The following is a 24,494-nucleotide window of genomic DNA, read 5'->3' as shown; positions in this document are numbered from 1 at the left end:
TCTACGAAAATCAGTGCAAGTGTTTTTCGTTTTTTGGAGTCGGCCATGCATTATTATGGCCCAAAATAATCCCCAGAATTTAGATGCGCTCGCCCTGTCCTGCTTTGCATAAACTGTGTACAATAGGAAGCATGATGCGAGACAATCTCACTCCGGCGCAGCGGCGTGCGCGCTTTCTGAAACTTCTGGAGCGGCCCCGCGTGCCGCTCGATCCCAAGTTCGTCGGAGTCGCCAGTGGGATGCTGGTGACGGAGCGCGGGACATTTGCCAGCCAGCCGGGCGAGCGCGTGCCGTTCTTGCTTCAGCGCTCTGCTGATGACAAGCGCCTGCGCCCGGCGGTGCTGGTGCTGCACGGAACAGGTGGCAACAAAGAGGGAAATACGGCGCTTTTAAGTGAGCTTGCCGGGCGCGGGTTTGTGGCGATGGCGATAGATGGGCGCTACCACGGGGAGCGCGTGCCTGGCGGTGCGCACGGCACGAAGGAGTACAATGAGGCGATCTTTCGGGCCTACCAAAAGCCCGCGCCGCGCCCGCATCCGCTCTACTACGACACGGTCTGGGATGTGCTACGTGCCGTTGATTTTCTGCAGAAACACCCCGCCGTAGACGGCAAGCGCATCGGCGTCGTCGGGTTTAGTAAGGGCGGGATCGAGACCTGGCTCGCTGCCGCTGTGGACGAGCGCATCAAAGTGGCTGTTCCTGCGATTGCGGTGCAGTCGCTGCGCTGGAGTCTGGAGAACGGGCAGTGGCAAGCGCGAGCTAACACGGTCAAAGACGCGCATCTTGCCGTTGCGCGGGAGCTGGGGAAAAAAGAGATTGACGCCGAGGTCTGCCGGGCTCTCTGGAATAAAGTCCTCCCCGGGATTTTGGATGAGTTCGACTGCCCTCAGATGCTGACGGCAATAGCGCCGCGTCCGCTGCTGATTCTCAGTGGGGAGAAAGACCCAAACTGCCCTCTCGGGGGCGCAAAGCTCGCCTTCGCCGCCGCCGAGGAAGCCTACAAAGGAAAGCCCGACTGTCTCAAGATTGATGTCGCGCCGGGAGTCGCACACCAAGTAACGGACGGGCAGCACAAAGCTTTTGTGAGCTGGTTCGTGCGCTGGCTTGCTCCTGTGGCTACGTCCCGAGCTTGAGGTAGGCCCAGCCGTCGGTTTGCTTGCGCACGAGCTCCCCAATCGCGGAGGACACGGTGGCTGCGTAGGGAAGCACATCCGCTTTCTCTATTTTGTTGCGCTTCATCGTGTTCTCACAGAGCACCAGCTTCACGCCCGAGCGAATAGCCGCCTCCACTTTCGGATGGAACTCGGCTGCGCCCCCTTTTTCAGGACGAACCAGTAGTGGCCATGCCTTGCCATGGATGACACCCTCGATCTCCACACTGTTTGCGCCCAGATCGGCGCGCAGGTTGTCTAGGTTGCGGAAGACCGCCTCCCACTTATCAGCACCTTCGATGCCAATATCCAAAACCACACGATGCTTTTTCATTTCTTTTCCTTACGGTTTGACAATCTTCCAGTTCTTGTAGAAGACATTATTGACCCCTTTGAGCAGCACACACAAAAGGCTTACAAAGGCCGACAGCACACCCGGAAGCAAACAGGGGCGCAGAATGTCCACAAAAAGACAGTAGCGCACGTTGCCCGACTCATTGAAGGACTGGTGCTGAAGCGTATCATCAAAGATAAATAACTTGGAGTCTTGCCAGTAGCTAATCGTATCACCCACCTCGATATAGGCCGACTTATCCGTCATGTCGTTGATATTATAGAGAACACGCAATGTCGCCCGCATGGGGCCAAAGTGCTTGGATGTGGACTGTTTCTTATTAAATACCGAGACCCCGATAGTCTTGATGTAGGTGTACTTCTCATAGAACGAGGGAACGTCAATGCTATTCTTGACATCCTGCCCGTACCACTTGAAGAAGAACATCGTCCGTGGGTTCTCCTTGATCGTCTCCGCCAGCTTCTCCACGAGGTTCTCTTTGTAGGCTGCCTCGATCAGGCGCTTGATTTCTGCCTGATGCGTCGCGGGCAGATCTTCCAGCTTGTAGATACCTTTATTGACATACGGCAGAGAGAGCAGATCCAGGAGTGTGTTGATGGGGGAGAGAAGCCAGGTAAAGAGCCCATTTCCCAGAAAGTAGCGTTTTACGACGGAAGCATCAATTTTACGATTCCGGCTTAAATCATAGATTCCGAACCCGAAAAAGATCAGTAGGCCGATGCCTACATTTAGTAAAGTCATGTCAGTCCAGTTTATCCGAAAAGTCAGACACGCTCCAGAGGCTGGTGAGGCTCTGGTGGCAGAACCACACGAATCGCATCCCCGGAGGCCACACTGCCACTGATGCGCACAACACCCATGACACCGGCTTTTCGGATGAGATTTTCTTGACTATCGCGGCCCAGCACGGCGGCGAGCAGGCCCTTTTGAAAGCTTTCGATCTGGGCACAAGGGTTACGCAAGCCCGTTAGCTCCACGATTGCCGTCTCGCCTAGCTGTAGCTGTGTCCCTACCGGCAGGCTGAGCAACTCCACGCCGAGCGTCGTGATATTCTCGCCTAGCTCCCCGGGGGTAAGAGTAAAGCCCGCCGTCTCTAGCTCCTCGAAAAGCTCTGCGTGGATCAGATGCACCTGCCGCAGATTCGGCTGATCCGGGTTCTGGGCCACGCGTGAGCGGTGTTTGACGGTTGCTCCACAGTGGGCATCGCCCTCTACCCCAAGGCCCGCCAGCAAGCGAATCACGGGCTGGTTTTGCTTACTGAAGGCGTGCTCGGGGTGGGCACTGACGGCGATCACTCTCATGGCATTACTTTTTTCTTTCGTGCGCGGAGGCAGGTAATCAGCCCTTGGAGCGAGACTAGACCCCAGACTACCTCCAGCACGAGAAATCCCCACTGCTGTCCTCGTAGAGCGGCTACACCAAGAACCACCGATCCCAGAGTGTTGAGTAGCAAGTAGATAAAGGAGTCCTGCGTGAGTCGTCGTCGCTGTGCTAGCACAAAGGCAACCAGCACCAGAATTGCACCGACAAGCTGGACAAAGGGTTCCATGGATAATTCTATCGCCTCAGAGCGCTGCCGCCTGCTTGGGCGCAAGATGCAGAACAGCACCCAGTCCGGCTCCGAGGCAGATACCGTAGAGCCCACCCCAGAGCAGCATTCCCGTGGGCCGAGGGAAAGCATCGTTAAGTATGCTCCCGGCAAAGTAGCCTGCCGAGTTAGCCAGAAAGAGAATCAGTGCCAACCGAAAAGGCGCTTTTCGTACTTTGAAGCCGATCACAAAGACCTGGCCCATCACCAGCGAGCCGACCAGCGAGCCCAGCCACTCGCCCAGTGGGCCGGGTTTCGCAAAGTACGCCGCTACCCAGCCGACCGAGTAGAGAAAAAACGCCAGTCCGAAGAGCCCGAAGAAACGCCAACCGCGCCAGGATTTGTCCGCCAGCGGCAGCAGCGCCCCACCGCCTAGCCCAATAAAGAGCACTGTCCAAGTGACATACGCCCCCCAGAGTCCGAGGTGCGTGTACATCCAGCGCTCCCCAAAAGCCACGGTCGCAAAGACCACCAGGCTTGCCATCCCAAAGCTCAGTCCACCCTGAATCATGCTTCGTCCAAGAGAGTTCATGGTTATAGGATACCTCTACAATAAGGGATCGGTGACGAGGCGTTTCTGGTCGCGGTAGAACGTGACTTTCTGCTTCGCGGGAGCTGCCCTTCGAAGCTCTTCTACCGAGGAGATAGCTTTCTGACCCACAGCGATAATAACGTCATTTTTGCGCAGGCCAACACGAGCGATTGGGCTGTCTGGTTCCAGTTCGAGTACAAGAACGCCTGCTTCACCGGGGAGGCCGTAGGCGGAGACCTCGCCCTGCCCGACGATATTCTTGACCTTTGCGCCCTGCCAGGTAATCGGAGTGGCGTCACGGGTAGCTTTTGTCGCTGGGGGCGCGACGGTTTGGGGAAGCGTGGGAGTCTTGGCAAGGGCCTTGAGATGCTTGCTGGTCACCCCGAAGCGGTCCATGGGGAAGTTTTGGAAACCCAGAGCCAGGGCGGGCGAGCCGGGCTTCACGCGGTAGTCACCACGCTCTGGGGCGACAAAGCGTGCATCGGCCTGGAGAGAGTGCGTGTCGCGGCCACTTTGCTGCTGAAGTTCGGTTGCGGGCGCGACGGTTGCCTGGCCTGGGACGTGCCATAGATTCGTGTCGCACTCCTCGCCCCACGGCTGAGGGACGCGGATCGGGCGGTAGGCGGTGAAGACAATGTTCCTGCGGAAGACATCCTTGCTACCTTCGTACCAGACATGGGGATGGAACGAGTTGCCCACCATCACGTTGTTCTCACAGACTCTGTAAAACCCCTCGCGGAGCTTGATGCCCCCGTTCAGGCAGAGATTATTGCGAAGCTCGTAGTGCGACGAGCCATCGTCTAGGTCAATGTCCCACCCATGGTCGCAGCGCCAGCGGTTGTTACGGATCACAATCGGCTCTGTCACATCCAGAAGCGGCAAGTTTTTCTGCGTGCTCTGAGTGATCGTGTTCAAGTTGACCTCTTTGAGGCCCCAGTAGCGGTCACGGCCCCAGGAGTTAAACGAGCCATGATCGCCGGTCTCGAGAACCGTGTTGAAGATATCGCAGTGTTCAATCACGTGACCGCCCCAGCAGCCATCGCCGATATTGAGCCCGGCGCGGGGGACATCGTAGAGGGAGCAATGGCGAACCGTGATGCGCCGCGCCATCGCGATCTGCACAGGAGCCGTTTGCTTCTCGACTCGGCCCGTCTCGTGAATCAGGCAGTCCTCAACGAAGCATTCCGTGGGGAAGTCGTCGGTCTTGGGGCCGGGCGCAAGATCGAGTTGGCTCAGGCTTTGGCGCTCCTCGTACTCAAACAGCGGGCTACGAACCGCCTTCGGCTCCCCGACAAACGCGACCCCGTTGCCCCCCGCCTTCACGATATGGCAGCTCCGGACGACCACATTTCGGTTTCGCCCACTCACAAAGACCGCGTTGCCCCCCACTTGATCCAGGGTCAGGTTCTCCAGCGTGCAGTCCACCGTGTTGGTGAAAAAGAGTGCACCGCCACGATAGCAAGTCCAGTCGCTCCGAAGCAACGGCTCCTTATTATCCATAAATGTCCGTGCCGCGTGCCGAAAGGTCAGATCGTGCAACGTGACTTTCTTGGCCCCACGGAGCTCGATCAAGTGCCGCAGGCGCACGGCTTCGACGACGGCTTTGGCAAGTTCCACCCCAGGAGGCGGGTAAAAGTAGAGGGTCGCGGTTTTGGCATCGTGAAACCACTCGCCAGGCGCGTCCAGCTCCTCGAAGACATTCTCCACCATGCGGTAGGTCTTGTGCATCCCAAGACGGCGGTTGTTCTGCCAGCCACCCTCGTAGGCCAAGGTGCCGTCGGCGTTTTTCCCGGTGACACGGTAGTGGAAGTCGCCCCACTCGTGCAGGTGCATCGCATGGAGATACGCGCCCGTGGGATCGGCCCAGCGCCGGGCACGCTCGGGAGAGAACGCATCGGCGGCGTAGCCATTGAAGTGGCGCACACTTGGGTCGAAATTCGGGTAGCGGGCCATGTGCTGGCGATCGCCGTTGACAAAAATCTGATCTAGGACAAGATTTTCCGGCGTCTTTGCCCGCCAGACTCCGTTTTTATGCGGCTCCCATGCCAGCATCAGGCGCACCCCGCCGCTCACCACCGCCTCTTCGCCCCGCGCCGCCCGCCATGTCGTCCCTGAGTCGGCCTCGGTCAGCACCAACGTCTCTGGCAGGTAGTGCGTCCCCGCTCGTAGTGTCACCACGGAACCACTCTGGGATCGGGTAAGCTCCTGCGCCCGCTTCAGAGTCGCCAATGGCCTCGCCCGCGTCCCTGAGTTCGTGTCCGCGCCATCGGGTGCAACAAAGATTTCCATCAATGACTTCATGGAGTGTCTGTGGAGATGTGCTCCGCAAAAAGACGCTTCGTTGTTGCCACGATCTTGCGTACATCTTCTTTCGAGATGGAAACAGAAAAACCGTGTGCCAGCGAGTTCCGCCAGCTAATGCCCTGAATCAGTACATCATAATCTTCTCGATCCATTTCCCCATTACTATAAAGACGTGTTACAAGAGTTCCCGTACGGTAATCCGGTGTTTCTAGGCTCGTTTTTTCACTGATATGGCGCAAAATGGCTTCCACTGCCGACCAGATAACCAAAAGCGCGGTATCTGTTGAAGTTGCTCGAAGAAGTCGCTGCCCTTGCTCCAGTCGCCCTTCTATCTCTGAGGCAGTGAGGAGGGGATGCACCTGGTCTGCGTCGCGATCCAGACCAACGACTTCCAGACGCCAGCCGGGATGCTGTTGTACTAGCTTCATTAATTGAGGCCATGATTTTGCCGCTTTGCTTCCGATTTTTTTAACTTCAACAACGACAGAGTCTTCCAGACCTTCAGCAACTAGATCAGGACGAAACTCCTGTAAGAAGGTAGGTAGATTTTTTCCGGTTGGCTCTATATACACGACATAGCCACGACGACGATAGTCATCCGCAACTTCTAAAATTTTTTGATTGTGTTGTGTTAATGCTGTCATTTCTAGCTCCAAAAGACCCGGATATATAAAAATTCGCTGTGTGTTGCCACTGCTTCGAGAGTGACCTCACTTTTGAGTGGGACTGGCTTGCCAAGGTCAAAACGATCACTCACGACCCGAGCGACCTGCCCATCATCTTCGTAGACCACGGTATTCATGGCATCGAGAATTGGCTTGAGAACATTGTCCACATCGGGTGGTGAGGGTCTGTCTTTCTGGACACGATAGTAATTTGTCACCTCCACGGTTAGTTCTTGCATATCCACAGGATTTTGCTCTCTGGGCCAGCGCACTCTTGCTGCTTCTCGTACTGTCTTGATCCACCTCTGGTAGCGTTTAGAGTTATTATCTTTAGAGTTTACCGTGGCAGGTGGCCCTGCCACAACGAATTCAAAGGCAGGCATCATAAATCGCTAGGTGTAGAGAGAGTTCCTCGGATGGCGGTGGCAGCGGCCATGGTGGGGCTGACAAGATGCGTGCGTCCACCTTTGCCCTGGCGGCCCTCGAAGTTGCGATTGCTGGTGGAGGCGCAGCGCTCGCCGGGCTGGAGAATGTCGGGGTTCATGCCCAGGCACATCGAGCAGCCGGGCTCGCGCCACTCAAAGCCGGACTCCACAAAGATTTTATCGAGGCCCTCGGCCTCGGCTTGGCGCTTCACTAATCCCGAGCCAGGGACGCACAGGGCCCGCTTGACAGTGACTCTGCGACCCTTGAGCACGGCGGCGGCGGCGCGGAGATCCTCGATGCGGCCATTGGTGCAGGAGCCGATCCAGACCGTATCCACCGCGATGGAGCGCAGCGGGGTGCCGGGTGTGAGATCCATGTAGGCCAGCGCTTGCTCACACGAGCGACGGTCGGCGTGGTCGGTGAACTGATCGGGGCTGGGGACGACGGCGGTGAGGGGGAGTGCTTGACCGGGGGAGGTTCCCCAGGTGACATGCGGGGCGATCTGGGGGCCGTTGAGCTCGATCAGAACATCGTAGGTTGCGCCGGGATCGGTGGCCAGCGTGCTCCACTGCACCACAGCAGCGTCCCAGGCATCGCCCTGCGGCGCAAACTCGCGGCCCTTGAGGTAGGTAAAAGTTGTCTCGTCAGGGGCGATCATTCCGGCGCGCGCTCCGGCCTCGATACTCATATTGCAGACCGTCATGCGGCCCTCGACCGAGAGATTGCGAATCGCCTCACCCGTGTACTCGACCACGTAGCCCGTTGCGCCATCGGTGCCAATCTTGCCAATAATCGCAAGAATGATGTCTTTTGGGGTGGCATCAGGGTGGAGCATGCCGTTGATGCGAATCTCCATGGTCTTGGGGATGCTCTGCTGTAGACACTGGGTGGCGAGAACATGCTCCACTTCACTCGTCCCTATTCCGAAGGCGAGCGCGCCAAACGCGCCGTGGGTACTGGTGTGCGAGTCGCCACAGACAATGGTCTGACCGGGCTGTGTGTAGCCCAGCTCCGGCCCGATCACGTGCACGACCCCCTGCTTATCCGAGTGCAGGTCGTAGAGGGTGATCCCAAACTCCTCGCAGTTCTTGGCGAGTGCCTGGATTTGCTTGAGCGAGATCACATCCAGAATTGGCAACAGGCGGCTGGTGGTCGGGACATTGTGGTCCATGGTCGCCACGGTGCGCTCCGGGCGGCGCACTTTGCGGCCCGCCAGGCGCAGCCCCTCGAAGGCTTGTGGGCTGGTCACTTCATGCACAAGGTGCAGGTCAATGTAGAGCAGGGCAGGCTTCCCAGCTTCGTCGCGGACAATATGCGCATCCCAGATCTTCTCAAAGAGCGTTCGTGGCTTCATGCTCTCATTATAGGCCGCGTCTCTCCCCCGTGTCCAACGAATTGTTTCGATGGGATCCATAGGCAGTGGCTACTGAAGCACTACCTCGTGAATACCGGGCAGGCTGTGTAGGGCCTTGAGAAGTGCCTTTCGCTCATTGTCAAAGATCGTCTCGTGCCCCATGAGTGCGGCAAACTTCCCAAAGACAGAGAGCGTGCCACGGCGGACAGAAAGAGTGACTTTAGTGCTGTCCAGGCTAAACTTTCCCATCTCACGCCGCGCATCACGGAGGAGCTTGTTGTTCTTGAGCTTCTCCTGCATCGCGTTTGCTGCTGGGTTTATCTTTGTGTTCATATTTTATTATGGGTTGGGGGGGGATTTTAGCTGAAGGCACTCTTCCCACTCCTGCCAGTTGCTCCGCTCGTAGGCGCGGGCATCCACTTCCATCGGGTCGAGGTGGTAGTTCAAGTAGGCCAAGACGATATAGACAAGCGCTAGGACAATCAGCACACTGCCGACAATCACTGCGGGGAGCAGCAGCTCACGCGCCAGGAGCCACTGGATCGCGAGCGCTCCCACCAGCGCGACAGCAATATAGCCACGCCCAATATTACGCAGGATTTCGTACGAGAGCCAGGGTGCTTTCTCGCTGACATCTGTCAGCCCGGCGGTCTGTTGGGCGTGGCGTAGCTCGTGCGCGAGGGTCTGGAGAAGACGCTTGCGATAGAGCGGTGCGGGGCAGAAGGCGGCGGGCCAGGGCAGGGGAAAGAGCCCTAGGCGCATCAGGACAATAAAGTACGGATTGAGACACACAATGTCCTTGCCGGTCTCGTCCTGAAAATACTCACCAGGGTTTATTCCCGCCGTCCACTCCACGCGCACTTGGCCGGAGTGACCTAGGGCTACCATCCGCTCTTGCAATCGCTCTATTTCCAGGGTTAGGAGACAGGGGGCACCCCCGATGCGTACCCGAACGCCTTGCTCTGTTTGTTGCACCCCACGATTATATCTTGAGCGACTCCAGATTTTGTACCGACTCTCGTTTTTTGTGGTAGGTTGTCGGCGATGGGAGTGAGGCGATTCGTACTGGGGCTAGGTATCTTGCTGGGGCTGGGTATCTTGCTCGTAGGCTGTGCGCCGCGCCAGCCTGCACCTCTGCCTCTCTTGGAGCTACACAATGGTGACATGGAGCAGGGCACCGACTACCCGACGGACTGGGGCGAGCCCTGGGTAGGCTACAAGCGTCGTGCACTGAGCCGGGACACCAAGATCAAACACAGCGGGCAGGCGGCACTCAAGTTTCGTTTATCGGGTATCTCCGGTGAGCGCACCCTAGAGCAGGTGATGCGAGGTGGCGCGGGTAGGGAGATCACTCTGTGGGGCTGGATCAAGACCGAAGGAGCGCTCCAGGTGCAAGTTGGGCTTCTGCCCTACGATAGACGCGCTCGCCCCTTGGCGCTCCTTCCGGCGGCGCGTCTGGAAAAAACAAGCGACTGGTTTTTGTTCATGCAAAAAGTGACGCTGGCTGCGGACAGCACGCACTTCAGTGTGGCGCTCCGTGCAGAGGGAACCGGCACGGTCTGGCTTGATGAGGTGCAACTCTCTGGCGAGCGCGTGGAGACGGTTCCCGCCGACCCGATTAGGGTCGCTCCCCCGGAGCACCAGGAACCCGAGTTGCCCTATCCAGGGGCCCCGGGCGGTGGCTGGCTTTCCAGCCAGCGGATGCTTAAGCAGCAGGCTCGGAAAGAGCACCCCGTGGTATTTCTGGGCGATTCGCTTACCTGGGACTGGCAGCGCGAGGGCCGCGACGTGTGGGAGAGTCACTTCAAGCCACTGTGGGCACTCAACCTAGGGCTGGGCGGTGATCGCACCTCGCAGATTCTCTGGCGGATTCAGGACGGGGCACTGGCGGGGCTCCATCCGAGGCTGGTGGTGCTGGGCGTGGGGATCAACAACCTGATTCGCGATACCTACCCTCCGGAGCGTGTTGTTGAGGGGATCAAGGCCTGTGTCCGAGCGATAAACCGGGCTTGTCCGGGCACGCGCGTTCTGGTCGTGGGGCTCTTCCCCGTCCAGGATAGCCCGACGCGCCCGCTCCGTGCTCAGATCCGCCGTGTTAATGCCTTGCTCACCAGGCAGTTCCCCGATTTTTTGGACCTAGGAAGTGTCTTTTTAAAGCAGGACGGCAGCCTGAACCCGTCTTTATTTCGCGACGGCATCCATCTTACTGCGCAGGGGTACGCACTTTACTGCCAAAAGCTCTCTCCTCGTATTCAGAACCTCCTCAAGCCGTAACTCTGGGTATTGGCGCACGGGCATTGGTGAGTTATCCACAGGTTATCCACAGGCTGTGGATAATTTTGTCCCTCATGGCTTTTTCGGCTCCAGCGGGAATTTCCAGACCTGTGGTGTCCAGGCGGCGGTCTTCCAGCGGTCCGTGGTGGCCCACTCGCGGACGGTCATGGTGTCGTTTTTTAGATGAAAGTAGAGCATCGCCTGGGTGTCAAAGGCGAAGTGCGCTCCGTTGTCCACATTGAAGACGGGCAGTCCCAGCGTTGCTTTTGCCGTGGTGCCGTCCCAGGGGAAGATATTGCGGACGTGGGTGTGACCGTAGAGAATGGCGACAGTATTGTAGCCCTTGATGACCTCATAATAGCCACGCACATCACAGGCATCCCACTCTTTATTACTCGGGGGCGCATCGGGATCGGGCGGCGTGGCGTAGCGGCCCACATCCACGTGGTGTGTTAGAACAACGGGCCGTCCGCTCTTCCCAACCCGTTTTTCCAGGTCGGCTTTGAGGAAGGCAAGGCTCTCCAGCGGGTTGTAGCGCCGCTTGCGTGTGACTTCCGGCACGGAGCCCACCACGATTCCGAGATTCACACAGTGCACCTGTCCCCAGTCCCAGGAGTAGTGCAGACCGTTGGGGGAGAGGTTTATACCCAGACGCTTCCGGTTGCGCTCGATGATTTTCTGTACCACGAGGCCATCCCCCGACGGGCTATCGTGGTTGCCGTAGACCTCGTAGACGGGAAACCGCAGCTTACCATCTTTGTGCGTCAGGCTATAATCCGCCGAGAACGCCGCCCACTCGGTGCGCTGCATGACGGGGTAAGCGCCGTTGTTCTTGTCCCCACTATCTATCAAGTCGCCCGCATGGATCAGTCCACGCGGCTCCTCCACCCGGCCCCCGCCTGCGCTCGGCGGAATCGGTGTCCCTGGGAGCTTATTGAGCTGCTCAACCAACCGACTGGTCACTTCCTGCGAGGCGGTATCTAGCTTCTCTGGGGCAGTCTTGTCGGCGAGATAGTGCGTGTCCCCGACAAGAAAAAATGCGACATCCATGTCCTTCATGCTTCCCATTGTAACGCAGTTCTATCCATTGTAACGCAGTTCTATCCCAAAGGCCTCTCTCTACCATTTGTGGGCGATAGCGAAGCGGGGATAGTCGCGGACGTTACGGCTTCCCGAGTGAGCGCAGAGGTAATGGTAGAAGAGCACGTCACCGCGCTTGCCCTCCACCTGAATACCCTCCCCTAAATCCAACTCGCTGAGGCTGTTATTGAGCGTGAACATCCGCGTGAACCGCTCGGGATCGCTCTTTGCGAATGCCTCAATTTTTTTATGAGAACTCGGCCAGACCACGGTTGCGGCACCGTCGTGCTTACAGTCCGTGAGATAGAGCAGCGACGCCAGCCGCATCGGGCGCGGAAACGTTCGGTAGCCATCTTTTTCTAGGGCATGGTCAATGTGGGGGCCGTAGTGGCTCCATTCTCCCGGCTGAGGAAAGATATTGATCGCAAACGCCGACATCGGTGGTTGCCAGTCGGGCTGGGGCTCCTCACAAATCTCATCCACAAGCTGCGCCATTTCCTCCGTGAATATCGCGAGCACCTCGGGTGAGCGATGTCCGGAGCCGACGGGTTTGCCTTCCCAAGTTCTGGGATCCGCGGGATCGGCCTCTAAATTCTTCCAGATCACTGCCTCCGCCTTTGCGGCGATATCACCCGGAATCAGGCCAGGGACGAGCACAAAGCCGTCTTGGTTAAACGCCGTGTGTTGCTCAGCACTCCAAAGTCTCATTTTCTTGTTACTTTTGGGCCTTGTGGGGTGTCGGCGAGCTCCCAGCCCCGCTCCGCGAGCTGGGCGCGAATCACATCAGAGCGGGTAAAGTCTTTGGCTTTCCGAGCGGCCTGCCGCTCCTCGACCAGTGACTGAATATCATTGGGAACCTCAATAATCACTTCTTCGGTCTTGACCGCACGTTCCTCCAGCTTCAGGCCAAGCACGGCATCGAAGTGTTTCCAGAGTCGTGGTGAGTCGTAGGAGTGGAGCAAGCCGACGGCACGTGGTACGTTCAAGTCATCCGTGAGAGCGGCCAGCACATCGGTCTTTGCGGCCTTGAATGCCGCTGTATCCGCGAGTGGCTCGTCCTCCACTCGCGCGACTCGCTCGTAGAGGCGCTTGAGGGTTCCGGCAGCGGCATCCAAGTTCGATGCGCTGCCGATCTCTTGATTCTCTGGGTTCCAGGTCCACTTCAGCTCCAGCTCGCTTCGGTAGTGCGCCTGAAGGCAGAGATACCGATACGCCAGTGGGTCGTATTTTGAGGCAATCAGAGTCTCCAGCGTGATAAATCCGCCTTTACTCTTACTCATCTTGGTGTCGCGGCCTAGCGTCAGAAACGCGGCATGCATCCAGATATTGGCAAACGTGTGCCCCGTGCAGCACTCAGACTGCGCGATCTCATTGGTGTGGTGCACCGAGATATGGTCGTTGCCGCCGCAGTGGATATCCAAGGTCTCCCCAAGATACTTCATGCTCATCGCCGAGCACTCGATATGCCAGCCTGGGTAGCCCACGCCCCACGGCGACTCCCACTTCATGATGTGGTTGGGCTTGTTCGAGAACCAGAGCACAAAGTCCGCCGGGCCGCGCTTGCCGCTATCTACATTTACATCGTCACGGGCCGCCACTTTTAGCTCATCAAGTCTCAGACGAGCGAGCTTGCCGTACTCTGGGAACTGGCTGGTATCGAAATAAAGCGCTTCTGCGGTAGTGTAGGTGTAGCCCTTCGCCTCCAGTGTCTTATTGATCTCGATCATCTCCTGCACGTGCGCCGTAGCGCGGGGCAGGTGATCAGGCCGGGTGAGATTCAGGCGGTCAATGTCACTCAGAAACGCCTCAGTATAGAACTCTGCAATCGCCCACGGGTCTTTCCCCTCACGCTGAGCCGCGATCTGCATCTTGTCATCGCCCTCATCCTCATCGCTGGTCAAGTGCCCCACATCGGTGATATTCATCACCCAGGTGGTTTTGAGTCCACAAAACCGCAGCGTCCGAACCAGCAGGTCCTCGAAGAGAAATGTGCGCAGGTTGCCGATATGGGCATAGTTGTAGACCGTCGGTCCGCAAGTATACAGCCCGATCTGTCCAGGAACGAGCGGTACGAGGCGCTCTTTAGTGCGGCTGAGCGTATTATAGAGAAAAATATTCATAATGTTGCGCCGCCCCGGTTCATCGGGGCGATTTCCTATTTTACCGCCTGCTGGTAGAAGAGTGTCTGCTGCGCCCAACCCGCATAGGAACCGAACTTACTCTGGAACGCTGACACGGCGCGCTCGTAGTGGGCGGGTGTGAGTGAGGCGTCCCGTAGCTCGGGAGCATAGTATGTTTTAGCAATGCGCCAGATGTGTGTGTCCACCGGAACGGCGGCATCGGCATTGAGTGAAAACAGGGCAATACAGTCGGCGATCTTGCGGCCAATACCAGGGAACTGTGTCAGCTCTGCCTCCATCTCACTCAAAGGTTTTCCGCGTAGCGACTCCAGCCAGCCCTCAGGCTTTTCGGCTAGTTTACGTGCGGATGCCACCACGCGCCCAGCCCGAAAGCCTAGCCCACGCTCTCGCAGCCTACTCTCGCGGAGCGTAAGAAGCTGATCGAGTGTGGGGAAGGAACCAAATGGATCGCCCGTGGCTTCTTCACAGACGGCTTGCAGCATCTTGCTAATCCGAGCGATAGGTGCTACGGAGGCGCAGAGAAAGGAGAAAAAACACTCGTGTGGCTCCTGGCGCAGGAGTCGCAGGCCGGGCTGGCGATTCCATGCCGTCGCAAAAAGCGGATCGTTTGCGCACCACCACTTGGCTTGTTGTGCCAGAGCGAAGTCATCGAGCCGTAGGAAAGAGCGTACAAACGCCTCCGTGGCTCCTGAGAATTCTAGTGTATTTTCTTGCTGGCGCAACTGAAGAGACTGTGCACCGACGGTTCCTGCCAGCCAACCCGATTTATCTCTTTGCCAACGAAAGAGCTGACCGGAAAAAAGCGTGGCTTCAAGGTCAAGCTCATGGGGATCAAGGAGAATCATAGACGCAAAAAAGCCGGGTGGACTCCACCCGGCTTAAGTAAAAAGAGGTAGGAACTTACTTTCGGCGGCGGCGAATCGCAAGAGTGACCGGTGCCAGCCCAAAGCCAAGCAGTGCGAGTGTCCCAGGTTCGGGAATCACGACGGTGAAAGCTCCTGCTCCATAGCGATCTTTAGCACCATCGAGAGTAGTCGGCAGAATTAGACTTGCATTCCCAGTGCCATCAAAATAGGTATTGCTGAAAGTGAGCTGAGTAGGGCCATTGACTGCATCTATGGTGATAATTTTGGAGGGTGGTGCGCCAGAATCAGCCCCTGCATTGTAGTTCAGGTCACTACTACCGAATCCACGACCGACGATTGCATAGCTACCAGGAGCAAGAGTCACAGGAGTGATTGATTTAAAGCGATAGGAACCAGCTCCAAGCGTCCCCGGCGAACCACTCGTAAATGTTTGTTGCGTACCGGAAACTATACTACTAGTAGTCACATTGAAAATAGCGGCTGTGAGTGTTCCTGCGATACCATCTGCATTTGAATCGAACACACCGATGCTATCTACCGTAAAACCCTCACCGAGAGAGCTTGCGATCGTAAAATAAGTCCCCATAGAATTGAAGAAATTCTGATTGCCCGCAACAGTCCCCACTGTTCCGAACACGGACTGAGCATCAGATCCACTAGCTATCCCCAAAATAAGTGCACTTGCTAAAGCACCACTTAAAAAATTACGAGAAATTTGCATCTGTTTTTACCTCTTCTTACAAACAAAACTGAGAGGGATCTACTGTTTGGCACGCTTTTTGCATGCTCTTAATTTCGAGACCCTACCCATGGGATTATACCCTATTAGGGAGATGATTAAACCTGTTGGCGACCAACACTTTGACAACCTTGTTGTCAGAGGCTTCTGTCGCGCACCTACCACTCTACCAATCCTCCCTCTATCTGTCAAGCGTTTTTGTGAAAGTTTAGGATTTTACGATCAAATTAATCGGATAGTTGGAGCCTGAGAGAGGCAGTGTTCGGACGGGGACGACTTTTCTTGCACCGGGCGCGAGGCGGAAGGTGGCCAGAGTCGTCTCGGTGGGCATGTTGGTGCGGGGAATCTCTACGCGTTTACCGTCGATCAAGAAAACGGCTCCCGCCATGCCACCGGCGGGCTCAAAGATCAGCTTGATATCTGCCGGAGCGCTTGTCGTATTCTCCAGTGTGAGCTGGATGTTGTAGAATACCCCGTAGTTGCCCTCCAGCGCTTGGGCGGGATCCGTGGCCGCAATGGGTGAGCGTCCTACAGAGAAAAAACCCCACCGCCCTCCGACACTGTGCTTGGCTGTCAGGTTGATACTGGGCTTGGGATAGACGTGGGGCGACTGGCGGTCGGTGTCGCGGAGCTGGGCCTGCATGCTCTCTGTCAGAGGGGTAGCCCGTAGGATGTCTGGTATTGTTGTTGGGGATCCGGGCGTGTCGGCACCCACGCGCACCAGAGGAGCGGTTCCAGAGATCAGGCGTAGCTGAAACAGTCCGGAAATCGTCAGGTCATTGGGGAGCCGGATCGCCTGGAAGGCCATGCGGCTGTGTGCGGGAACCTCCACTACCATTCCAGAGTCGCTCTGGTAGGCACTGAAAAAATCCGATGTGGCGCGATAGCCAACCCAGACCGTATCCCGCACCGGGCCTGCGTCCGCCCCGAGTACCTGAACCTGTGCAGACGTCTCGCCGTCGTTGACGAGCTCGGCAACAAACCAGAGGTTCTGCCCCGTGTTATTCCAGTGGTGGTACAGAAGCCTTGCTGTGCCCATGCTGAGGCGTGCGACATAGAGAGTCTGGGCGGCAGTGATGCGCTCGGGGTTATTGGAGAAAAATAGGGCATTGGTCTCCGCCTTGGGGAGGCTTCGAGACACGACCGGAATCTTCAGAGTCTGGTGCACCGGGAGCATCTCAGGGCCGGAGATACTCACGTTGATAGGAACGGCCAGCGATTTCCCGGATGCGGGCGGGGGCACGGAATCAGGGTCTGTCTCTATCTTGAAACTCGCTCCCGAGAGGGGCTGCACTGCCGCGCGTGCACTGGCTAAAACCAGCTTCGCAACTTTCTCCCCGCCAACACCGGTTCCCGTAAGGACAACGGGTTGTGGGGCAAGCAGAGTGGCGGCATAGGGCTGCACTGCCACGGTGAGTTTATCGCTGGCACCTTCGCGTGAAATCACTAAGATATCGCGCCCCACGGACTTACCTAGCAGTGTGATAGTGCTGTTTGACAGGTTCACACTGGCCTCCACGGGGCTGCCCAGACCACTCTGGCGCTGGACTGTCACTGGCCCGCGGGCTGCTCCGGAGAACTTGAGGGTGCGCTTTTCCATCCAGGGGACGATCTGCCCCGTATCGCTAACGGCGATACCGGGAATGGCCAGGGCGTGGCGCAACGACTTGGCCCAGTTCTCAACGAGCAGTGAGGGTTTGGCGAGGCTCAGTGCCTTCGCTTCCGTGGGGCTGGCTGTAGCTAGAACCTTGCCGCTGGCGATCAGGCGCGCTTCTGTCTCAATCTCGTAGGTGACATTGACCGTCTGCTTGACTTGAACCGGCACCTCGATCTTGACCCTGCGGCGTTTTTTATTCACACGCCGTGTGATGGTACGCTCCACCATCTTGGTGACAGTGCGTACTTCGGTGCGGTGGCGTGTCTCGGTTTCGATATCGACACGCACCGCACCGGGCTCCAGGCCCACACGGGTGAGATCTCTCAGGCGCTCCGCACTCAGCCGGACACGGTCCGTGGGCACGATGCCCCCAACTGTGCTACGGGCACGCAGGACGACCACGTCGTTGACCCGTAGCTCTGTGCCTTGTACTTCAACACGGGGAGTCCATGCGGGCTGGGCCATGGTAGGAAGGGCCACACAGGTAGCCAAGACGATAAGACCAAGTTTTAGCATAACATTTAGTGAGGGCCAATCCGATGGAACTTCCTATCCATCTCGTGGTGCGAGAGGGCTAGGAGGATCGGGCGACCGTGCGGACAGGTGAAGGGATTGCGCATCTGGGCGAGATCGGCGAGCAGGCGTGTCATCTCGTCCATGGTCAGCGGGTCGCCTTTCTTGACTGCCATTTTACACGATGCCATGATAATTGCCGACTCATGGGCAACCAGTAAGCGTCGCGCGACACTGGTCTGGGTGAGTTCCTCGATAATTTCTTTGAGAATCTCCAAATAGGGCTTGTCGGCGACACGGGCGGGGACGGCGCGAACCATGAACGTCTCTCCCCCAAAAGGCTCTAGAATAAATCCCGATCTCTCCAGAGCGCCGAGTCGCTCCTGCACCACGCGCGCATCGGCGGGGGAGAGATCCAGAGTCTGAGGAACCGCGAGATGCTGCGTCACGACGCCCCAGGCGCTGTCGGTCGCGCCGTTCATCATCTGCTCGTAGAGCACGCGCTCATGGGCGATATGCTGGTCAATGAGCAAGAGGGCATCGTCGGTCTCGGCAATAATATAGGTGTTGCGCGACTGCCCCAGTACCCGAAGCCGCCCGATTCGGTAGCCGTCGAAGCCAATGTAGGCGCTTGGTTGCTCGAACCCACCCGGGTCGTTGGAGGGAGGGACGAACGAAACCGGGGTGGGTTCTGACGCTAGGGCAGACTCCAGATTCACGTAGTTCGAGAGGCTGGTGCGTAGCGGTGGCGCAAGGCGCTCACTGCCGCGCTCCCCCATGCCGGGCATGGTCAGTGTGGTGGGTTGGGAAAGCTCCGGGAGTGAGGCCTGAACCGTCACTTCGGGAACCAGGCCGCCTGTGAGCAGCGCACTCTCGACGGCACGACTGATCGCGGCGTAGACCTCACCATCACGGGTGAAGCGTACCTCTGTTTTTGCGGGATGGACATTGACATCCACCAGCTCCGGGGAGATTTCCACGAAGAGCGCGACGACAGGGTGGCGCTCCGTGGTCATGAGCCTGGAGAACGCGGCATCGAAGGCGTGCTGAACCGTGCGGCTGCGCACATGGCGGCCATTGACGAAAAACGCCTGCGCACTGCGTGTTGCTTTACTGACACTGGGCTTACTCACCGAGCCGCGCACCGTGAGGCCGGGCGACTCGTAGAGCAGCGGCACCATCTCACGTGCCACATCGCGGCCGTAGACCGTCGCAAGTGCCTGACGCGGGTCGGCAGAGCCAGGGTAGGCAATCAGCTCGTGGCTGTCGTGGGTGAGCCGGAACCCAATCGTGTGGTAGGCCAGAATCAGCCGGTGCAGAAAATCCGTGGCGTGGTTCAGCTCGGTCTGGGTGGTCTTGAGAAACTTCAGGCGTGCCGGAACACAGAAAAATAAGTTCTCCACCGTGATCTGGGTGCCGTCGGGCGCGGCAGCATCACGAACGTCGGCCAGCTCGCCCGCCCTGACAATAATCTCGGTGCCGGTCTCGTCCTGAGGGCGCTTGGTCAGAATCCGAAAGTCCGAGACCGACGCAATGGAGGGGAGCGCTTCGCCGCGAAAGCCCAGGGTGTGGATGGAGAAAAGATCGTCGGCGGAGCGAATCTTGCTGGTGGCGTGGCGCTGGAGTGCGAGAACGGCATCCGCGCGGCTCATCCCCGCTCCGTTGTCTCGCACGACGATCTTATTTTTGCCGCCCTCAAAAAGCTCCACCTCGATCCGGCTCGCCCCGGCGTCCAGGCTATTCTCGACCAGCTCCTTCACCACCGACGACGGCCTCTCGACCACCTCACCCGCCGCGATCTGGTTGGCCGTGTTATCGTCGAGCAGACGTACTACCGAGTCATTATTTTCTTCATCCGGCACAAGGGCTAGTATACCCTGCTAGGTCAGACGTGCTTTTTTACAAGCCACAATTGCCGCCGCCAGAATCCGTGCGACTCGCCAGCGCCACTTGGGATCGAGGGCTTTTTTTCGATCAGCGGTGTTGGTGATCGTCGCGAGCTCCACCAGGGTTTTCTGGCGCACGGGGTTGAACTGGGGGTTGAGGACGCCCAAGTCATTGGGGCGCGGCTGGGGGCGACGGTTGCCGCTCAGACCAGCGGCGGCGAAGCGGCGGGTGATCTCGCAGGCAAGGGTACAGGCGTGGTTCTCACGGATGTCCCACATCGCAAAGCCGCCGTGATCATTGGGGTTCTCCGAGACATCAAAATGCAGAGCCAGAAAGACGACATGGGGGCGTTTCTGCTTCCAGGCGCGAGCAGCGACGGCGGCGCGGGCGTGGAGATACTCAGGGACCTCGCGCCCCGCATTGAGGCGCTGACCATTCGGGAGCGTGGCATCGCGCGGGAGGATAAGCGCGGGCTCGGACTTGCCCGAGATCGGCTTGCGACGGAGTGCGGCGCTGCGCACCGTGAAGCGTACTTCCGCCCCCAGTGGCTTGAGCACTTCCGCGAGTGTGGCCGCCATACGGTAGCTGAGCGCGGCCTCATAGATTCCCTCCCGGCTGGCTCCCGGGTCGGTGCCGCCGTGGCCAGGGTCTAACACTACCACGACCCCTCGAAGCGTACGCGCAGCCCGGCTGGCTTTTGTTTTGGGGACGGCTGTTATCCTACTGGCAGGCTTACGCATTCTGTTCCGGTAAGTATATCGGCTTGACGCTATTCTTAATTCGGGGTATGCTTATTTCAGAATAGTTAACGAAAAACCATGGCAAAAGAGCTTCCCCGCAACGACATACCGATCTTTGTCCTCGCCATTTTGGAGAGCGGCCCCGCGCACGGCTACGCCATCGCTCGCGAGATTGATAAGCGCTGCGAGGGCGGGCTCGTCCTACGCGATGGTGCGCTCTACCCGGCCCTGCGCACCCTCGAAGACGATGACTTAATTGTCGGGGAGTGGCAGCCCAGCACCGAGAGCGGCGGCCCGCCCCGCAAGACCTACCGCCTCACCGATGAAGGCAAGGCCGAGGCCAGCCGCCGCGCGAGCCTCTGGCGCAGCTACGCAAAAAATGTCGAGCGCATCCTTGGGAATTTAGGAGGACAAGATGCAGAACCAGTGTCTCCGCCTGTGCGAATTTTGGTGAGACGGAGCGTGTGCTGAAGACACTGTGCTGGCAGCAACTCAGACACTATGCTTTTTTGCTACTACCGGCTCCATGTCTGGCAAACTACGACGAAAAAGCAGCGCGCCAGCGGGTAAAATACCTGCATGATTGATCTTTCTAACCAACATGTTTTTATCGCGGGTGGCTCGCGCGGGATCGGGCGGGCGACAGCGCTAATGGCCGCGAAGGCGGGGGCGGCAGTCTCCGTGAACTATCTAAGCAACGCGGCGGCGGCGCACGCGACCGTGGACGCGATTGTGGCAGTGGGTGGACGTGCGGCGGCGTTCCAAGCCGATGTCTCCCACGAAGGCGCGGCGCAGAAGGCGATTGACGCCGCTGTCGCAACACTGGGGCCGTTGACGGGTATGGTGGTTTCGGCGGGAATCTTTGAGGGGGCATCGCTTGAAGAAATGGATCTGGCGTTCTGGAACCGGACCATGGAGATCAACCTCGCCGGGACATTTCTCGCCGTGAAGGCCGCTGTTCCCCATCTGCGAGAACAGGGCGGTGGGAGTATCGTGATCTACACGAGCACTGCCGGTCAGCGGGGTAGCGATATTTTCTCCGCGTATGCCACCAGCAAGGGCGCACAGATTCTCTTCATGCGCTCGATGGCAAAAGAGCTAGGCGGAGATCAGATCCGTGTCAACTGCATCGCTCCTGCCTGGACCGACACCGACATGTCCGCGCCGTCGCTGGACGCACTGGGCCGCGAGAGTGAGGGCAAAAAGTTCGCTCTCGGCCGTATCGGCCAGCCCGACGATATCGCCGGGCCTACCGTCTTTCTGCTGTCCGATTTGGCGAAGTTTGTCACCGGCATGACCCTCACGGTTGATGGTGGAATGGACATGCGCGGCTAGCTAGAGCTTCCAGCCCTTCCGGTAAGGGGGATTGATATAGGCGTTGGCAGCATCGTTGTTAGTGAAGCGCCCCGCTTTCACGTCCCACTTGAGAGTCTGGCCGGGGAAACGAATCGCGATGGCCCCCAGAAGCGCCACCTGGGTGAGACGGCCACCGTAGTCGAAGTTGGAGCCTGCTTGACGACCCGTTTTGATCGCCTCAAGCCAGTCCCAGTGATGCCCCTTGACACGCGCAATGGTCTCTTTGGGCGCATTGGCTCCCGTGTTTTCGTTGCGCAGCTTCTCGGGCAAGATGTGGCAGCCGCCGCCGCCGTGTGAGCCGTGGACGATCATTCCTTTTTCACCAAAGAGAATCGCGCCGGTTCGTGGCACCTCATCGTCGCCAAAGTCTTTGGGTTCCGGTATGTGATTGTCTCCGTCGTGCCAGACCAGGGTGACAGGGGCTCGCTCTTTTCGGGCAGGAAATTCGAAGGTGATGCGGGTTGCAGCGGGGTAGGTCAGCCCCTGAGTGGCCGGGTCGTACCCGGTCACTTCGGCGCGGATCGTTGTGGGAGCATCTAGTTCAAGTGCCCAGAACGCGGGGTCAATCACGTGGCAGAACCAGTCTCCGATCGTGCCGGTTCCAAAGGGCATCCAGCCGCGCCAGTTCCAGTGAACCCAGAAGGGGGTGTAGGGACGGTAGGCGGCGGGGCCAAGCCAGAGATCGTAGTCGAGCTCGGAGGGCACGTCGTATTTCTGCTCTAATTTATCCAGGTTTCGGATTTGGCTGTAGACATCTTTAAACTCGCCGCAGGCCGCATGAACCGTATGAACCTGGCCAATGGCTCCCACGCCAACCCACTCGACCACACGGCGGATGGAGTCGCTGGAGTGTCCTTGGTTGCCCAGCTGGGTGACCACTTTATACTTGCGCGCGGCTGCCATCAGGGTGCGCACCTCATGGACCGTGTGTGCCAGGGGCTTCTCACAGTAGACATGCTTGCCGCGCTTCATTGCCTCCATAGCGATCACGGCGTGGGTATGGTCGGGTGTGCCGATGACCACGGCATCCAGCTCCTTGCCCATCTCCTTCAGCATCACGCGATAGTCGGTGAACTTTCGGGCATTGGGATACTGCTCAAACTTCTTCGTGGCGTATTTATGGTCCACATCACATAGGGCCACCAGGTTTCCGCCTGCCGCGATCACCTGATCCACGTCACTGCCGCCCTGGCTACCGACCCCAATTCCGGCAAAGTTAATCGGCCGGTCGTCGGCTAGGACGGAGGAAGGACTTAGTGTCAAGAGTGCCGCGCCGAGTCCTGCCTCGGTGAGAAACTGTCTGCGGCCCCGCTTCGAATCGTTTGTTGTACTCATAATGCTTTCCAATCGTTGTCTTGGTGTTGCGTGCCAGTTCTGCGTCGTTGCTCGATTTTCCTCCGCTGGCACTTGCCAGCGGCTACCCGAGAACTTCTTTCACCACGTGCCCGTGCACATCGGTCAGGCGGCGATCAATGCCGTTCTGACGCCAGGTCAGCTTGGTGTGATCAATGCCCAGCAGGTGTAGCACTGTCGCGTGGAAGTCATACGAATAGGTGGTGTTCACGGCGGTCTTGAACGCCAGCTCGTCGCTTTCGCCATATGCCACGCCCGGCTTCACGCCCGCGCCCCAGATCCAGCTCACGAACGTCCCGCCGTTGTGGTCGCGCCCGTCGCCACTCTGCGCTGTGGGGGTTCGGCCAAACTCGGTGGTCCAGATCACCAGCGTGTCTTTGTCCAGCCCACGGGCCTTGAGGTCGCGTAGCAGTGCCGCGATCGGCTTGTCCACCTGCGCCGCCATCGGCACCAGCTCCCGCTTGATGCTCCCGTGGTTGTCCCAGTTGTTCACCGCGCCCTGTGGGCCGCTCCATACCTGGACAAAGCGCACGCCCCGCTCCACCAGCCGCGCAGCGAGCAGGCAGCGCTTGCCGAAGTCGTCGGTGGGCTGCGCCCCGATTCCGTACGAGTCCTTCAGCGCCTGCGGCTCACGCGAGAGGTCGAACGCCTCCGGTGCGCTCAGCTGCATCCGGGCCGCCAGCTCGTAGCTAGCGATTCGGGCATCCAGCCGGGAATCGCCGGGATGGGACGCTGAATGGGCCTTATTCAGCTGGTTCAAGGCGTCCAGCCCCGCCTTGTCTGAGGTCGGATTCGCGAACTTGTACCGGCTGCCGGCGAAGAGGTCGGACACCGCCCCCGGCCCCGTACCGTTGATCATCGTTCCCTGGTGCACCACTGGCAGGAACCCGCTGCTGAAGTTTCCTCGCTGGTTGTACGGAAGGCCACGCGCATCCGGGAGCACCACAAAGGTCGGCAAGTTGTCTCGGATGTTCCCGATTGCGTACGAAATCCACGCCCCCATGGACGGGAATCCCGGCTGGATGAAGCCCGTGTTCATCATGTACGAAGCCGGCCCATGGACACTGGACTTGCTGGCCATCGCCATGAAGAACGCCATTTCATCCACCAGCTTCGCCTGCTCGGGAAACACCTCGCTGACCCAGCGACCCGACTGGCCGTATTGCTTAAACGTGAATGGGCTCTTGAGGCACAGGCCGGGGACGTTGGGCGAGCCCTCGGGCCGGACGTGCTCCGGGAGCTTTTGGCCGTGGTACTTGATCAGCACGGGCTTGTAGTCGAAGAGGTCCATCGGGCTCGCGCCGCCGTTCATGAACAGCTGGATGATGCGCTTCACTTTAGGCGGGTGGTGCTGCAGGTGCAGCGAGCCCTGCCCTGACGGCTCAGTCGGTATCGCTTGGCTGTCCTTGGCTAGCAGGCTGGTCAGTGCGAGGCCCGCGAAGCCCCCGCCGAGTCCGGTCAAGAACTCTCGTCGGTTTGTGGGAAGACCCCAGTGATCATCGTTCATTCATCG

Annotated in this window: 25 protein-coding genes; 4 read left to right on the top strand and 21 right to left on the bottom strand. The window is 58.6% G+C overall.

The genetic code is table 11. From position 1 onward, the window contains the following. Positions 1-131: 131 nt before the first annotated feature. Positions 132-1,133 carry an alpha/beta hydrolase family protein gene (locus ACH2ED_RS08585; RefSeq protein WP_395090203.1) on the top strand — a complete coding sequence of 334 codons (1,002 nt, stop codon included), beginning with the start codon at positions 132-134 and terminating at the stop codon, positions 1,131-1,133. On the opposite strand, the gene ACH2ED_RS08580 is transcribed toward ACH2ED_RS08585, so the two are convergent. From ACH2ED_RS08580 to ACH2ED_RS08530, 11 genes are all read right to left on the bottom strand, one after another. Beyond that, a complete protein-coding gene (locus ACH2ED_RS08580; protein ID WP_395090202.1) occupies positions 1,117-1,485 on the bottom strand; it encodes a DsrE family protein in 369 nt (122 codons plus the stop codon). The genes ACH2ED_RS08585 and ACH2ED_RS08580 overlap by 17 nt on opposite strands. Before the next feature lie 9 nt (positions 1,486-1,494). Beyond that, positions 1,495-2,247, bottom strand: coding sequence for an aspartyl/asparaginyl beta-hydroxylase domain-containing protein (locus ACH2ED_RS08575; protein WP_395090200.1), 753 nt, complete (start codon positions 2,245-2,247; stop codon positions 1,495-1,497). 23 nt (positions 2,248-2,270) lie between these two features. Continuing rightward, positions 2,271-2,807 (bottom strand): MOSC domain-containing protein, encoded by a 537-nt coding sequence (locus tag ACH2ED_RS08570; protein ID WP_395090198.1) that lies wholly within the window; start codon positions 2,805-2,807, stop codon positions 2,271-2,273. Then, positions 2,804-3,055: a hypothetical protein gene (locus tag ACH2ED_RS08565; RefSeq protein ID WP_395090197.1), complete on the bottom strand. Its 252-nt coding sequence runs from the start codon at positions 3,053-3,055 to the stop codon at positions 2,804-2,806. Before ACH2ED_RS08565 ends, ACH2ED_RS08570 begins: the two co-directional genes overlap by 4 nt. Positions 3,056-3,071: 16 nt before the next feature. Then, entirely contained in the window at positions 3,072-3,626 is a 555-nt protein-coding gene (locus tag ACH2ED_RS08560; protein WP_395090195.1) for a hypothetical protein, read from the bottom strand. Between the two features lie 15 nt (positions 3,627-3,641). Next, positions 3,642-5,915 carry a peptide-binding protein gene (locus ACH2ED_RS08555; RefSeq protein ID WP_395090193.1) on the bottom strand — a complete coding sequence of 758 codons (2,274 nt, stop codon included), beginning with the start codon at positions 5,913-5,915 and terminating at the stop codon, positions 3,642-3,644. 8 nt (positions 5,916-5,923) lie between these two features. Continuing rightward, positions 5,924-6,574, bottom strand: coding sequence for a hypothetical protein (locus tag ACH2ED_RS08550; RefSeq protein WP_395090191.1), 651 nt, complete (start codon positions 6,572-6,574; stop codon positions 5,924-5,926). Positions 6,575-6,576: 2 nt separating this feature from the next. After that, positions 6,577-6,978 (bottom strand): RusA family crossover junction endodeoxyribonuclease, encoded by a 402-nt coding sequence (locus tag ACH2ED_RS08545; protein ID WP_395090205.1) that lies wholly within the window; start codon positions 6,976-6,978, stop codon positions 6,577-6,579. After that, positions 6,978-8,375: a 3-isopropylmalate dehydratase large subunit gene (gene leuC / locus ACH2ED_RS08540; RefSeq protein WP_395090190.1), complete on the bottom strand. Its 1,398-nt coding sequence runs from the start codon at positions 8,373-8,375 to the stop codon at positions 6,978-6,980. The genes ACH2ED_RS08545 and leuC overlap by 1 nt, the downstream gene beginning before the upstream one ends. A gap of 69 nt (positions 8,376-8,444) precedes the next feature. Next, positions 8,445-8,708, bottom strand: a complete 264-nt coding sequence (locus ACH2ED_RS08535; protein ID WP_395090188.1) for a hypothetical protein — start codon at positions 8,706-8,708, stop codon at positions 8,445-8,447. Between the two features lie 6 nt (positions 8,709-8,714). Continuing rightward, on the bottom strand, positions 8,715-9,350 hold the full coding sequence (locus tag ACH2ED_RS08530; protein WP_395090187.1) for a hypothetical protein: 636 nt from the start codon (positions 9,348-9,350) through the stop codon (positions 8,715-8,717). A 69-nt stretch (positions 9,351-9,419) separates the two neighbouring features. On the opposite strand from ACH2ED_RS08530, the gene ACH2ED_RS08525 reads away from it, so the two are divergent. Beyond that, on the top strand, positions 9,420-10,649 hold the full coding sequence (locus ACH2ED_RS08525; protein WP_395090185.1) for a GDSL-type esterase/lipase family protein: 1,230 nt from the start codon (positions 9,420-9,422) through the stop codon (positions 10,647-10,649). 72 nt (positions 10,650-10,721) lie between these two features. Here the strand turns inward: ACH2ED_RS08525 and ACH2ED_RS08520 are convergent, their stop codons facing one another. The 8 genes from ACH2ED_RS08520 to ACH2ED_RS08485 all read right to left on the bottom strand — a co-directional run bounded on the left by ACH2ED_RS08520 (position 10,722) and on the right by ACH2ED_RS08485 (position 20,272). Then, positions 10,722-11,708 carry a metallophosphoesterase gene (locus ACH2ED_RS08520; RefSeq protein WP_395090184.1) on the bottom strand — a complete coding sequence of 329 codons (987 nt, stop codon included), beginning with the start codon at positions 11,706-11,708 and terminating at the stop codon, positions 10,722-10,724. A 60-nt stretch (positions 11,709-11,768) separates the two neighbouring features. Continuing rightward, the gene (locus tag ACH2ED_RS08515) at positions 11,769-12,437 is read right to left on the bottom strand and encodes a phytanoyl-CoA dioxygenase family protein (protein ID WP_395090182.1); all 669 of its coding nucleotides are present in this window, start codon (positions 12,435-12,437) and stop codon (positions 11,769-11,771) included. Further along, positions 12,434-13,849, bottom strand: a complete 1,416-nt coding sequence (gene cysS / locus ACH2ED_RS08510; RefSeq protein WP_395090180.1) for a cysteine--tRNA ligase — start codon at positions 13,847-13,849, stop codon at positions 12,434-12,436. Before cysS ends, ACH2ED_RS08515 begins: the two co-directional genes overlap by 4 nt. A gap of 35 nt (positions 13,850-13,884) precedes the next feature. Beyond that, a complete protein-coding gene (locus tag ACH2ED_RS08505) occupies positions 13,885-14,715 on the bottom strand; it encodes a DNA glycosylase (RefSeq protein WP_395090178.1) in 831 nt (276 codons plus the stop codon). Between the two features lie 55 nt (positions 14,716-14,770). Next, positions 14,771-15,457, bottom strand: coding sequence for a PEP-CTERM sorting domain-containing protein (locus ACH2ED_RS08500; protein WP_395090176.1), 687 nt, complete (start codon positions 15,455-15,457; stop codon positions 14,771-14,773). A 226-nt stretch (positions 15,458-15,683) separates the two neighbouring features. After that, on the bottom strand, positions 15,684-17,648 hold the full coding sequence (locus ACH2ED_RS08495; protein WP_395090174.1) for a hypothetical protein: 1,965 nt from the start codon (positions 17,646-17,648) through the stop codon (positions 15,684-15,686). A gap of 5 nt (positions 17,649-17,653) precedes the next feature. Next, a complete protein-coding gene (gene mutL, locus ACH2ED_RS08490; RefSeq protein ID WP_395090172.1) occupies positions 17,654-19,507 on the bottom strand; it encodes a DNA mismatch repair endonuclease MutL in 1,854 nt (617 codons plus the stop codon). A gap of 18 nt (positions 19,508-19,525) precedes the next feature. Further along, positions 19,526-20,272, bottom strand: a complete 747-nt coding sequence (locus ACH2ED_RS08485) for an N-acetylmuramoyl-L-alanine amidase (protein ID WP_395090170.1) — start codon at positions 20,270-20,272, stop codon at positions 19,526-19,528. Between the two features lie 78 nt (positions 20,273-20,350). On the opposite strand from ACH2ED_RS08485, the gene ACH2ED_RS08480 reads away from it, so the two are divergent. Beyond that, on the top strand, positions 20,351-20,743 hold the full coding sequence (locus tag ACH2ED_RS08480; protein ID WP_395090168.1) for a PadR family transcriptional regulator: 393 nt from the start codon (positions 20,351-20,353) through the stop codon (positions 20,741-20,743). A gap of 108 nt (positions 20,744-20,851) precedes the next feature. Beyond that, a complete protein-coding gene (locus ACH2ED_RS08475) occupies positions 20,852-21,607 on the top strand; it encodes an SDR family NAD(P)-dependent oxidoreductase (RefSeq protein WP_395090166.1) in 756 nt (251 codons plus the stop codon). Here the strand turns inward: ACH2ED_RS08475 and ACH2ED_RS08470 are convergent, their stop codons facing one another. Both ACH2ED_RS08470 and ACH2ED_RS08465 read right to left on the bottom strand, forming a co-directional pair. Continuing rightward, positions 21,608-22,963, bottom strand: coding sequence for a Gfo/Idh/MocA family protein (locus ACH2ED_RS08470; RefSeq protein WP_395090164.1), 1,356 nt, complete (start codon positions 22,961-22,963; stop codon positions 21,608-21,610). It lies immediately after the preceding gene. A gap of 82 nt (positions 22,964-23,045) precedes the next feature. Next, positions 23,046-24,488 carry a DUF1501 domain-containing protein gene (locus ACH2ED_RS08465; RefSeq protein ID WP_395090162.1) on the bottom strand — a complete coding sequence of 481 codons (1,443 nt, stop codon included), beginning with the start codon at positions 24,486-24,488 and terminating at the stop codon, positions 23,046-23,048. Between the last annotated feature and the right edge of the window lie 6 nt (positions 24,489-24,494).

This window comes from Armatimonas sp., assembly GCF_043757465.1.
In the GTDB taxonomy this organism is placed as follows: Bacteria; Armatimonadota; Armatimonadia; order Armatimonadales; family Armatimonadaceae; genus Armatimonas.
The sequence above is the reverse complement of the archived record's forward strand: the minus strand, read 5'-3'. Positions and strand labels throughout refer to the sequence as shown.

What these genes read in the sequence shown, in the direction of transcription:
- ACH2ED_RS08480 (WP_395090168.1), top strand. Translation starts at nt 20,351, where the DNA reads ATGGCAAAAGAGCTTCCCCGCAACGACATACCGATCTTTGTCCTCGCC.
- ACH2ED_RS08575 (WP_395090200.1), bottom strand. Translation starts at nt 2,247, where the DNA reads ATGACTTTACTAAATGTAGGCATCGGCCTACTGATCTTTTTCGGGTTC.
- ACH2ED_RS08505 (WP_395090178.1), bottom strand. Translation starts at nt 14,715, where the DNA reads ATGATTCTCCTTGATCCCCATGAGCTTGACCTTGAAGCCACGCTTTTT.
- ACH2ED_RS08485 (WP_395090170.1), bottom strand. Translation starts at nt 20,272, where the DNA reads ATGCGTAAGCCTGCCAGTAGGATAACAGCCGTCCCCAAAACAAAAGCC.
- ACH2ED_RS08515 (WP_395090182.1), bottom strand. Translation starts at nt 12,437, where the DNA reads ATGAGACTTTGGAGTGCTGAGCAACACACGGCGTTTAACCAAGACGGC.
- ACH2ED_RS08535 (WP_395090188.1), bottom strand. Translation starts at nt 8,708, where the DNA reads ATGAACACAAAGATAAACCCAGCAGCAAACGCGATGCAGGAGAAGCTC.
- ACH2ED_RS08560 (WP_395090195.1), bottom strand. Translation starts at nt 3,626, where the DNA reads ATGAACTCTCTTGGACGAAGCATGATTCAGGGTGGACTGAGCTTTGGG.
- ACH2ED_RS08565 (WP_395090197.1), bottom strand. Translation starts at nt 3,055, where the DNA reads ATGGAACCCTTTGTCCAGCTTGTCGGTGCAATTCTGGTGCTGGTTGCC.
- ACH2ED_RS08470 (WP_395090164.1), bottom strand. Translation starts at nt 22,963, where the DNA reads ATGAGTACAACAAACGATTCGAAGCGGGGCCGCAGACAGTTTCTCACC.
- ACH2ED_RS08545 (WP_395090205.1), bottom strand. Translation starts at nt 6,978, where the DNA reads ATGCCTGCCTTTGAATTCGTTGTGGCAGGGCCACCTGCCACGGTAAAC.
- ACH2ED_RS08475 (WP_395090166.1), top strand. Translation starts at nt 20,852, where the DNA reads ATGATTGATCTTTCTAACCAACATGTTTTTATCGCGGGTGGCTCGCGC.
- ACH2ED_RS08465 (WP_395090162.1), bottom strand. Translation starts at nt 24,488, where the DNA reads ATGAACGATGATCACTGGGGTCTTCCCACAAACCGACGAGAGTTCTTG.
- ACH2ED_RS08570 (WP_395090198.1), bottom strand. Translation starts at nt 2,807, where the DNA reads ATGAGAGTGATCGCCGTCAGTGCCCACCCCGAGCACGCCTTCAGTAAG.
- ACH2ED_RS08520 (WP_395090184.1), bottom strand. Translation starts at nt 11,708, where the DNA reads ATGAAGGACATGGATGTCGCATTTTTTCTTGTCGGGGACACGCACTAT.
- ACH2ED_RS08550 (WP_395090191.1), bottom strand. Translation starts at nt 6,574, where the DNA reads ATGACAGCATTAACACAACACAATCAAAAAATTTTAGAAGTTGCGGAT.
- cysS (WP_395090180.1), bottom strand. Translation starts at nt 13,849, where the DNA reads ATGAATATTTTTCTCTATAATACGCTCAGCCGCACTAAAGAGCGCCTC.
- ACH2ED_RS08555 (WP_395090193.1), bottom strand. Translation starts at nt 5,915, where the DNA reads ATGGAAATCTTTGTTGCACCCGATGGCGCGGACACGAACTCAGGGACG.
- ACH2ED_RS08585 (WP_395090203.1), top strand. Translation starts at nt 132, where the DNA reads ATGATGCGAGACAATCTCACTCCGGCGCAGCGGCGTGCGCGCTTTCTG.
- ACH2ED_RS08500 (WP_395090176.1), bottom strand. Translation starts at nt 15,457, where the DNA reads ATGCAAATTTCTCGTAATTTTTTAAGTGGTGCTTTAGCAAGTGCACTT.
- ACH2ED_RS08495 (WP_395090174.1), bottom strand. Translation starts at nt 17,648, where the DNA reads ATGCTAAAACTTGGTCTTATCGTCTTGGCTACCTGTGTGGCCCTTCCT.
- ACH2ED_RS08525 (WP_395090185.1), top strand. Translation starts at nt 9,420, where the DNA reads ATGGGAGTGAGGCGATTCGTACTGGGGCTAGGTATCTTGCTGGGGCTG.
- leuC (WP_395090190.1), bottom strand. Translation starts at nt 8,375, where the DNA reads ATGAAGCCACGAACGCTCTTTGAGAAGATCTGGGATGCGCATATTGTC.
- ACH2ED_RS08580 (WP_395090202.1), bottom strand. Translation starts at nt 1,485, where the DNA reads ATGAAAAAGCATCGTGTGGTTTTGGATATTGGCATCGAAGGTGCTGAT.